Genomic DNA, 9,508 nt, shown 5'->3' with positions numbered 1-9,508 from the left:
GCGATGATTCCCTAGACCGCCTGCGATACATAACTTTCGACTCACTCACTCACCCCGCTTCGGAGCCGAAACCGCACTCTTTGGAACTCAGCTAGCCATGTCTTCGAAGATGCAAGCTGACTTACAGCTATTTTTGCGCAGTTCACCCAAACATCGCTTCAGGGGCCCCTTCACCCCTGGCTCGATTGCCAGCAGCCGCCCGACCACGACTCTCGCTCCAAGGTCTAGACGGAAAGGAACTTTGTCGCAGCCGTGATGCAAAGTTTGTCCAGTTCCGGCCCGCCGGAGCAGATGCAGATGCTTTCTCCGTTCGGGCCGATTTCGTGGACGCGGAGAGCCGGAGGCAGCAAATTTCTCGGAGGCGATCTTCAGGACATTCTCCTTAATCGCATGAGGGTCGTTCTCTCTCGGTGAGCGCTCTGACTGTACCCTCTGCGCCTTCGCGCCGCCTGAAGCCGGCAAAGCCAGGCGTCTGCAACGGCGCTCCCCTGCCGGGAGGACAATAGGTTATGCGATCTTTCGGCACGTAACGAGAAAACTCTAAGCCCAGAGCGGAACTGTATGTGTTGCATCCACCGGGCCTCATTCCTGGCGGGTTAGCCTCACTGTTCGCACAACGCGCACCTTGTAAATTGCACTTTACGGCATCCATTCCAGTGGGCTTTTCGGTCCGTGCCCTGACCATGGCATCGGCGCGGAGACGCCGCGTATTCCAAAGAACAGCGGCGCTCCTCTTGCGGCTGATATTATGGAAGTGTTATTGCGGCGTCAGGTCGAAGCCGAACCACTTTTCCGAGAGGCGCTTGATGGTGCCATCCGCCTTTGCGGCGGCGATGGCATCGTCGAACATGGCCTTGAGCTCGGTGTCGCTCTTGCGCAGCCCGACGGAGCTGCCGGCGCCGAGGAACCCGCCCTGGAAGCGCGGACCGACGATCGTCATGTCGGCATTCGCCGGCTTTTCGACCGCGGTTTTCAGGTAACCCATCGAGGCCATGACGAAATCGACGCGGCCGGCGACGAGGTCGAGGTCATGCTGCTCGGTGGTCTTGTACTCGCGAACCTCGACGACGTCCTTGAGGTATTCATCGATGAAGCGCGCGGCGATCGAAGCGCTCTGGACGCCGATCGTCTTGCCTTCGATGAGCGGCTTCAGTTCCTCGGCCGCCTGGCGTGCACCCGCCTCATTGGAGGCGAGCGAGAAGAGCTCGCCCTTCATCGGCAGCATTTCGAGATCGCTGCCCTTGAGCGTCGCGAAAGCCTGGCCGGTGCTGCCGTAGGACATGGAGAAGTCGATGACTTCCTTGCGCTTCTCCGTCGCCGACATGCCCGCCATGATGGCGTCGAACTTGCCGGCGTTCAGCGCCGGGATCATGCCGTCGAAAGCCTGCGGGATGATGGTGCATTCCACCTTCATGTGGTCGCAGAAATACTTGCTGAGCTCGATCTCGTAGCCGTCCAGCGTTCCGTCCGGCTTTGTTAGGTTATAGGGCGGAAAGGCGCCTTCGGTGGCGATCGTGATCTTCGTCCACTTCTTGTCCTCGGCCTGTGCCGTCGTGGCGAGCAGCCCCGTGGCAACGGCGAGCGCCGCCATGATCGCGGTCGTTTTCTGCATTTCGGTATTCCCCTTTTTTGCTGTGGTGGTTGGGTGGCTCTTGCGGCAGATCGGCCCCTAACTGCTGATGAACTGCCGGAAACGTTCGGACTTCGAATTGGTGAAGACCTCGTGCGGTGCGCCTTCCTCCTCGATCGCGCCCTTGTGCAGGAAGACGACGCGGCTCGAGACGTCGCGGGCAAACCCCATCTCGTGGGTGACGACCAGCATCGTCCTGCCCTCCTCCGCAAGTCCGCGCATCACGCGCAGGACCTCGCCGACGAGTTCCGGGTCGAGCGCCGAGGTCGGCTCGTCGAAGAGCATCGCCTTCGGGCGCATGGCGAGAGCGCGGGCGATCGCGGCGCGCTGCTGCTGGCCGCCGGAGAGGTGGGCCGGATAATGATTGCGCTTGTCGGCAATGCCGACCTTGGCAAGCAGCGCCTCCGCCTCCTCGATCGCCTCCTTGGGCGGCCGCTTCAGGACGTGAACGGGCGCCTCGACAACGTTCTCCAGCACCGTCTTGTGTGACCAGAGATTGAAGCTCTGGAACACCATGCCGAGCTCGGAGCGGATGCGGTCGACCTGCTTCTGGTCTGCCGGCCGGCTCTTGCCCTCCCTGGTTGTCTTGAGACGGATCGTCTCGCCGGCGACCGCGATGGTGCCGGAGTCCGGGACTTCGAGCATGTTGATGCAGCGCAGCAGCGTCGATTTCCCGGAACCCGACGAACCGAGAATGGAGATGACCTCGCCCTCATGCGCGTCGATCGATATGCCTTTCAGCACCTCGACGGGCCCGAAGCTCTTGTGGAGATCGCGGACGCTGATGGCGGCGGGTGACGTGATTTTGGCGGGCATGTTCAATGCGTTTCTCCCTTCAGTTCACCGCGGATCGGCACCGGCTGGCGCTGATGCGGGCTCAGCCGGTGCTCGACGAAGGCGATGAGCCGGGTCAAAAGGAAATTGATGGCGAGATAGATCGCTCCGGCGACGACGAAGACCTCGATCACCCGGTAGCTCTCCGAAATGATCCGGGCGGCGACACCGGTGATCTCCATCAGCGTGATGATCGAGGCGAGCGACGTCGCTTTGACCATCGAGATCATCTCGTTGCCGTAGCCGGGCAGCGCCTGGCGGATGGCGAGCGGCATGACGATGCGGCGGAAGATCATGAGGCGAGGCATGCCGCAGGCGCGCGCCGCCTCGACCTGACCGTGCGGCACCGACAGCAGACCGCCGCGGACGATCTCACTGGCATAGGCCGCCGTATTCAGCGTCAGCGCCAGCACCGCGCACCAATAGGGCTCGCGAAGCACCGGCCAGAGGATGCTGTGCCTGACGGCGGGGAACTGGCTGAGGCCGTAGTAGATCAGGAAGATCTGAACAAGCAGCGGGGTTCCGCGAAAGACGAACACATAGGTTCGTGCGAACCAGTCCAGCACGAGGATGCCCGACAGGCGCGCAAGCGCCAGAGCAAGAGCCAGGACCGAGCCGAGCGCGATCGCCGTCACGGCAAGCTCGAGCGTCAGCGGCAGTGCCGCGAGCAGGCTCACCAGGGTTTCGGAGGCAAAGGCGATATCCATCAACCCCTCCTGACGCCGCGCGAGAACCAGCGCTCCGAGGCATTGAGGAACGCGCCCGAAACTGTGGAGATCGCGAGATAGATCATCGCGGCGATGAAATAGAAATCGAACGGTAGGCTGGTGGATCCGGCGCCGATCTGCGCTTGTCGCAAAAGCTCGACCACGCCGGTGACCGAAACGAGCGCAGATTCCTTCAGAACCACCTGCCAAACATTGCCGAGTCCCGGCAGGGCGTGGCGTAGCGTTAAGGGCGCGGCGATGCGGCGGAATTTAAGCACCCGCCCCATGCCGCAGGCCGTTGCCGCCTCGAGCTCGCCGGGATGGACCGCGCGAAACGCGCCGCGGAAGACTTCGGTCTGCTGCGCGCCCGAGGTCACCCCGACGGCAAGCGCGCCGGCGACAAAGCCCGGAAAGCTGACGAAGCCCTCGGCCCCGAAGAACTGCCCGACGGCCGTCACGACCGCGCTGCCGCCGAAATAGAACAGATAGATGACGAGCAAGTCGGGAATGCCGCGAAGCACGGTCGTATAGGCCTCGGCAATCATCCGGAGGACGGGGCCGCCGGAAATCTTCGCCCAGGCGCCGAACGTGCCGATGACGCTGCCGATCGCAAAGCCTGCAAGCGCAATGAGGATCGTCATCCACGCGCCGGCCGCGAGCGCATGACCCCAGCCGTCCGGCCCGAAGCTGATGATGTCGAAGAAACCCGGGCTGTTCATGGGGAGGGCCTTCCTCTTCCAAATGGCCCGGTAATTACCTGTTTCATGAGTGGCTATCCGCTGTGCGTGGCGGGCGGGCATTCACGAACGCCCGCCCGCCTCGTCTCTGTTAGAGGGATGGGGTCAGATCGAGCTTGCTCCATTTTTCAGAAAGCGAACGAATGACGCCATCGGCGGCGGCCGATTTGATCGCGGCATCGAACTTTTCCTTCAGTTCCGTCTCACCCTTGCGCATGCCCATGGCGACCTCCGTCGCCAGCATCGCGCCCTTGATCAGCGGACCGGTCATGACGAGATCCTCGTTGCCGGGCTTTGCGAGTATCGAAGTTCCATAGACGCCGCTGTCGAACCCTGCGTCGATTCGGCCGGCCTTCAGATCGAGATCGCGTTCGCCTGAGGTCTTGTAGGTGCGCACGGTAACGGTGTCTCCGAAATAGGCCCGGATCAGCTGCTCCTGGCTCGTCGCCTGCACCACGCCGATCGTCTTGCCGTCGAGCGCCTCTCCAATCGTCTTCATGACCGGATCGGCCTTTTCCTTGTCGTTGAGGTTGAGCCTTTCGCCGGTCATCGGCAGCTCCGGCACCTGGCCATCCTTGGCGATCAGGAACGTCGCGACACCGCTCGCATAGGGGACGGTGAAATCGACGACTTGTTTGCGTTTTTCATTGATCCCGAGCGTCATGATCAGATCGAACTTGCCTGCATTGAGGCTCGGAATAAGGCTCGTCCACTCGCCCGTCATGAGCTCGCATTCCACCTTGGCGCGTGTGCAGAGTTCCTTGATGAGATCGACGTCGAAACCGGTGAGCTCACCCTTGGAGTCAAGCGCGTTCCACGGCGGGAAGGCACCTTCGATGCCGACTCGGACATGGGTCCAGTCCTTTGCCATAACGGCCGACGCACCGAACGAAAGCCCGGCCACGAGAACGGCTGCAATCAATCTGCTTCGTTTCATCTTCTGTTCCCTTCGTTTTTTGCCGGCCTTCTTTTTTGGCCGGTTTGCTGATGATCGGGCGTGCCCTCAATGCGTTCCGCGACGGCTGCCAGCGCAGCATGGGCTTCGCGCAAGGCATGGGCGATAAGGTTCCGGCTCTGCCTTGCGTGCACCCCGTAGAACGGCAGATCGGGTGAGCCGTGCGGCAGCCTTGCGAACTCGCGCAGCCCTTCGAGCGACGGCCAGGCCGGATGCGGCAGCGCGCTGTCGTGACTGAAGCGATTTCCGCTCGTGTAGTTGAGTGGCACGAGCAGACGCGAGGCGCGCATCAGGGCGCGGTTGATCGCTCGCGCGGCATCGCCCTCCGCCCCGCGAGCCATCCTGTTCACCGCCTGCGCCGCCGCTTCGAGCGCATCCACGCGCGCGAGCAGGTTCGTGATGTCCAGCCGAGCGCCGAGCCCATCCTGAAGGTCGAGCAGTTCTTGCCTCATCGCGGTTGCAAAGACGGCGTAGTCGAGCGGCAGCACGGGAGCCGTCAGCAGGCGCCACAGCACGCGAAGCACAATCGATGTGTCGCGCCGCAGATTGTCGAGGTCGATGTGTTCCGCCGTGTCGTGCGGCGTATGCCACCACCAGCCGAGCGCGGTCAGCGTCTTGACCGGACCAGGCGGCTGGTGGCTGAGGCTGCCGAACATCGACGGTATGCCGATGCCCCAGAACGATTGATCGGCGGCTCGGCCGTGACGGCGGCCGGCATGCCGCTGTCCGCTGACGGCTTCGACCGCTTCCGCGGCGACGGATTTCAGCTCGTCGATGACAGCCGAATTGGTGAGCACGCTCGCCCCCTCGCCGCCGGTGGAATCGACGTTTACATGGGCGACGCAGCGCCGCTCGAGCTCCTCCCAATATTCGTCCGCATACCAGGCCGACCCGGAATAGCGGCCATGCGAGTGGCCCGACCAGAAGCAAAGCCTCAAGCCGCGCTTCCACATGCTGCGCCGCTCGCCGAGCAGCCGTGCCGCCTCGAGCATGGTGGCGTTGGCGCCGCCATTGTCCATCACGCCGTAGTGCCAGGTATCGTGATGACCCGAAAACAACACGAAGGGCGCACCGTCCCCTGCTTCTTCTTCCGCTGACAATTCGGCGACGAGGATCGGCGTCTTGCGCCAGCCGGTGTCCACCTCGGCCCAAAGTGAGACCCGCACATCCTGTCCCGCCTGACATTGCGCCCGCAGCCTTGCGCCGTCGTCATGCGCGATCGTGCAGATGACAGTGGTCGGAAGCATCGATCGCGTGTGCTGCGAGGGACTGCCCCACACAGTCGAGACGCACATTTCGTAGAGATGTTCGTTCGGGCTGACATGAAGCTGGCCGGCAGCACCGCGCGCGCTGGCGAGCGCCGCTACTTCCTCCGTGGCTATCCCGTCGACAAGCACGATCCTGCCCTTGACGTCGGCTTTTGCGAACGCCACCTCGTCGCCCTCGCCGATATAGACGAGGGACGCGCTGATGCCGTCGCCGGACGTCGAGGCCGACATCGAATGCGTGATGCAGCGCAGGCTTTCGCCGTTTGCCTCGACGCACGCACGCCCCGGAAGGCTGATATAGGCGTCGTGGGTCAGAAGCTCTGTGCGGTAGCCATAGGACGCCATCTTGCGCTCGAGATAACGGAAGCTCTCCAGTTCCTCCGGCGTTCCCGAAAGCTTGATACGCAGGGCGAACTCCTCGATATGGGCGGCTAGGCGATTGCGATCCGGTTGAAGCGTGAAGCTATCCATCGCGCCTCTCCGGTAGCGGCGGGTCGACATCGTCGGGGATTGGATTGACGAAAGGCGTGCCATCGAGCCGCGCCGCATGGTCGGCCTTGGCGCCGGCAATGAGGTCCGGCCTGAGGATCAGGTCGAGTGCTGTGCTGGCCATGACCTTTGCCGCGTGCTCCATGCCCTTGTGGGCGGCCGGCAGCTTGCCCTGGGCGACGAGCTGCCAAGAGTGCCCAGGCGTGCCAATCGCATAGGTCGCGCCGCGCATCTGGACAGTCGGCACGACCCAGCTCACCGTGCCGACATCGGTCGAACCTACAAGCGTGCCGTTACCGCTCTCCGGCGGGAAGATCGTGTCGCAGAGCGCCACACCTTTGCGCAGCTTGAGTCCGAAGCGTTCGAAGGAGGCGGCGATGTCGTCGGCGCTGAAGGTCTCCTGGAATTTCGCGGCGGTTTCTCGGTCAGCGTCGTCAAACACGGGCGGTCCCAACCGCTCGAGATGCGAATGCATCAGCGCTTCCAGAGGCGTGTTGCCGACGAGGTTGGCGTCGCCGCTGACGATTTCGCTGCGCACGATCGTTCCGGTCATTAGCGCCGCGCCTTCGGCCACATTCTTGACGCGCCCGAGGAGATCGAGCAGTTCCGGCAGGCTGCGCGCCCGGATCAGATAGCGCACCGTCGCGCGCGCCTGCACCACGTTCGGCGCATGGCCGCCCGTGTCGGTCACGGCATAGTGGATGCGGGCGGTGGAGGGCATATGCTCGCGCAGGTAGTTCACGCCGACATTCATCAGCTCCACCGCATCGAGCGCGCTGCGGCCGAGATGTGGCGAGGCGGAGGCATGCGAAGCGCGCCCGCTGAAATGGAAGTTGATTTCGTTGCAGGCGAGCGAGATCGGGTTGTTGACGCCGGCAAACGGCGCCGGATGCCAGGAAATCGCAATGTCCACATCGTCGAAGACCCCGGCGCGCACCATGAAGCCCTTGGAGGAGCCGCCCTCCTCCGCGGGGCAGCCGTAATAGCGGATCCGCCCCGTGATGCCGTTGGCTTCGAGATAGTCCTTGACGGCGGCGGCCGCCATCATCGAGCCGGCGCCGAGCAGATTGTGCCCGCAACCGTGACCATTGCCGCCCGCAACGAGCGGCCGTTCCTGTGCTACACCCGCCTGCTGGCTGAGCCCGGGCAGCGCATCGAACTCGCCGAGGATGGCGATGACCGGGCCGCCCTCGCCCGCTTCCCCCATCAGCGCCGTCGGCATGCCGGCAATCCCCTGCGAGACACGGAAGCCTTCCGCCTCCAGCATAGCCGCGTGCTCGGCCGACGAGCGGTATTCCTCGTAATTGGTCTCGGGTGTATCCCACACGCGGTCGCTCAAGGAGAAGAAAGCCTCACGCTTCCGTTCGACGAGGTCCCACACGGCGTCCGAATTTTTCATCGTTTACTGGCTTCCACAACAATGTGATCCAAAATTGGCGCCAATTTATGCTAATATTTTTGTGCGCGCAACAGCGCTATAGGTGTAAAATTGGCGTCAGGACCAGATTTTCCACGGCTTTGCAGTGGCTGCATCTTGGATAGCGGTCAGGCCTAATGGCAGACTAAGGTAGTTCCGAGGGAGGCTGTATGAACAAGGTAAAACAGCGGGAAGCGAACAATGCGACGGCGGTCGATGTCACGGACCTGATTCTCCACGACATCCAAACCGGCGTGCTCGCCCCCGGATCGTGGCTAAAGCAGATCGATCTGGAACAGCGCTACCAGTGCACCCGCCCCGAGGTGCGCCGCGCTCTCGACCGGCTTGCGCAACGCCGCCTCGTCGAGCATGTGCCGAACCGGGGTTATCACGTGTTCGAGCCGGACGGACGGCAAGCGGCCGAAGTCAGCGAAATTCGCATCCTGCTCGAAACGGGCATGGCCGACAAAATCGCCGCTAACGCTTCAACGGCGGACGTCGAGGCGCTGCGCGAACTAGCGCGGCGCTTCGACAAGCTCATTCTCGAAGGCACGCCGATCGAGCTCTATGAGGCCAACCTCGCTTTTCACTACCGGCTGCTTTCGCTTTGCGGCAATAGCGAGCTTGTGAAGCTCGTGACCGAGATCCGCCAGCGCACCTCCTCTGCACCGGTGTCGCAATGGAAGACGCGGGCCCGCATCGAGCAGTCTTCCCGCGAGCATCATGAAATGGTCAATGCGATTGCGGCCGGCGAGACGGCTGCTCTCAAGGACGCGATTTCACGCCATATCCGGCAAGATTAATCGTAACGATTCACCGCCTGGCCGCTCACCGAAAGTGCCTCGGATCGTAACCGTCGCGCGCTCACAAAAGGCCCGCCGTAACCAAGTTCCAGGCGATACACTATGCGATCTTTTTAGCATAGAACCTGAACATCCTCGCAACAAGCCGTGCGCGGGGCTCGTGAAGACGGCTGCCTTTGGAAGGCTCAGGTAGACGCATTCACCAGTTTCTTCGTAACATCAGGTCGATCGTCTTCATCAGCAAGCTCGCTATAAGATTTACGCAATTCTCTTATAACTTGCGCCACGGTTCGCTGGCAAGGGCCGCCTACTATAAGACGATCGTGAGAGTCTTATAACTCATCGGTTCCCGACGACACATTATGCGATGTTTGAGTGCGTAGGGGCATCTCTCTGTGCCTTTATCGCTTGCGGTGGTGTCTGCCGCCGCGCGCGCTGATAGCCTGACTACGTCCGAAGTTAAAGACGCACTCTTGAATGCGGCCGACATCATAAGAATGTTGAAGATCGTGTTGAATGGAAGGAGTAGCGGGTGGAGCCCATTCCCGCTGCTTGGCCACTAAAGAGGAACCGCCAAGCACCCGACGCCGTTCTCTCTTTCGAAGGAGATGCCCAATGGGAACGAAAGACACCAATGCAAAGCCTGAGCAGGCGAAGCCGAAAGACGT

At 62.3% G+C, this 9,508-nt stretch carries 9 protein-coding genes; 1 reads left to right on the top strand and 8 read right to left on the bottom strand.

What is annotated here, in order from left to right; translation table 11 throughout:
- Positions 1-757: 757 nt before the first annotated feature.
- The 7 genes from ILFOPFJJ_RS34150 to ILFOPFJJ_RS34120 all read right to left on the bottom strand — a co-directional run bounded on the left by ILFOPFJJ_RS34150 (position 758) and on the right by ILFOPFJJ_RS34120 (position 8,019).
- Complete coding sequence (locus ILFOPFJJ_RS34150; protein WP_173514803.1) at positions 758-1,612, bottom strand: transporter substrate-binding domain-containing protein; 855 nt, start codon at positions 1,610-1,612, stop codon at positions 758-760.
- 57 nt (positions 1,613-1,669) lie between these two features.
- Positions 1,670-2,446, bottom strand: coding sequence for an ABC transporter ATP-binding protein (locus ILFOPFJJ_RS34145; protein WP_173514802.1), 777 nt, complete (start codon positions 2,444-2,446; stop codon positions 1,670-1,672).
- Positions 2,447-2,448: 2 nt separating this feature from the next.
- Positions 2,449-3,171 (bottom strand): ABC transporter permease, encoded by a 723-nt coding sequence (locus ILFOPFJJ_RS34140; protein WP_173514801.1) that lies wholly within the window; start codon positions 3,169-3,171, stop codon positions 2,449-2,451.
- Entirely contained in the window at positions 3,171-3,890 is a 720-nt protein-coding gene (locus tag ILFOPFJJ_RS34135; RefSeq protein ID WP_173514800.1) for an ABC transporter permease, read from the bottom strand. The genes ILFOPFJJ_RS34140 and ILFOPFJJ_RS34135 overlap by 1 nt, the downstream gene beginning before the upstream one ends.
- A 109-nt stretch (positions 3,891-3,999) precedes the next feature.
- Positions 4,000-4,845 carry a transporter substrate-binding domain-containing protein gene (locus ILFOPFJJ_RS34130; protein ID WP_173514799.1) on the bottom strand — a complete coding sequence of 282 codons (846 nt, stop codon included), beginning with the start codon at positions 4,843-4,845 and terminating at the stop codon, positions 4,000-4,002.
- Positions 4,842-6,602: a M28 family metallopeptidase gene (locus tag ILFOPFJJ_RS34125; protein WP_246300021.1), complete on the bottom strand. Its 1,761-nt coding sequence runs from the start codon at positions 6,600-6,602 to the stop codon at positions 4,842-4,844. The genes ILFOPFJJ_RS34130 and ILFOPFJJ_RS34125 overlap by 4 nt, the downstream gene beginning before the upstream one ends.
- Positions 6,595-8,019 carry a M20 family metallopeptidase gene (locus ILFOPFJJ_RS34120; RefSeq protein ID WP_173514798.1) on the bottom strand — a complete coding sequence of 475 codons (1,425 nt, stop codon included), beginning with the start codon at positions 8,017-8,019 and terminating at the stop codon, positions 6,595-6,597. The genes ILFOPFJJ_RS34125 and ILFOPFJJ_RS34120 overlap by 8 nt, the downstream gene beginning before the upstream one ends.
- 188 nt (positions 8,020-8,207) lie before the next feature.
- On the opposite strand from ILFOPFJJ_RS34120, the gene ILFOPFJJ_RS34115 reads away from it, so the two are divergent.
- The gene (locus ILFOPFJJ_RS34115) at positions 8,208-8,840 is read left to right on the top strand and encodes a GntR family transcriptional regulator (protein WP_173514797.1); all 633 of its coding nucleotides are present in this window, start codon (positions 8,208-8,210) and stop codon (positions 8,838-8,840) included.
- Between the two features lie 401 nt (positions 8,841-9,241).
- On the opposite strand, the gene ILFOPFJJ_RS34850 is transcribed toward ILFOPFJJ_RS34115, so the two are convergent.
- A partial coding sequence (locus ILFOPFJJ_RS34850) for a hypothetical protein (RefSeq protein WP_210267715.1) occupies positions 9,242-9,508 on the bottom strand: 267 nt, incomplete at its 5' end.

The organism is Sinorhizobium psoraleae (assembly GCF_013283645.1).
GTDB classification, from domain to species: Bacteria; Pseudomonadota; Alphaproteobacteria; order Rhizobiales; family Rhizobiaceae; genus Sinorhizobium; species Sinorhizobium psoraleae.
This window is presented reverse-complemented; position numbering and strand designations above follow the sequence as displayed.

Excerpts from the sequence above, each read along its gene's own strand:
- ILFOPFJJ_RS34130 (WP_173514799.1), bottom strand. The coding sequence starts at position 4,845 with ATGAAACGAAGCAGATTGATTGCAGCCGTTCTCGTGGCCGGGCTTTCG.
- ILFOPFJJ_RS34125 (WP_246300021.1), bottom strand. The coding sequence starts at position 6,602 with ATGGATAGCTTCACGCTTCAACCGGATCGCAATCGCCTAGCCGCCCAT.
- ILFOPFJJ_RS34140 (WP_173514801.1), bottom strand. The coding sequence starts at position 3,171 with ATGGATATCGCCTTTGCCTCCGAAACCCTGGTGAGCCTGCTCGCGGCA.
- ILFOPFJJ_RS34115 (WP_173514797.1), top strand. The coding sequence starts at position 8,208 with ATGAACAAGGTAAAACAGCGGGAAGCGAACAATGCGACGGCGGTCGAT.
- ILFOPFJJ_RS34150 (WP_173514803.1), bottom strand. The coding sequence starts at position 1,612 with ATGCAGAAAACGACCGCGATCATGGCGGCGCTCGCCGTTGCCACGGGG.
- ILFOPFJJ_RS34135 (WP_173514800.1), bottom strand. The coding sequence starts at position 3,890 with ATGAACAGCCCGGGTTTCTTCGACATCATCAGCTTCGGGCCGGACGGC.
- ILFOPFJJ_RS34120 (WP_173514798.1), bottom strand. The coding sequence starts at position 8,019 with ATGAAAAATTCGGACGCCGTGTGGGACCTCGTCGAACGGAAGCGTGAG.
- ILFOPFJJ_RS34145 (WP_173514802.1), bottom strand. The coding sequence starts at position 2,446 with ATGCCCGCCAAAATCACGTCACCCGCCGCCATCAGCGTCCGCGATCTC.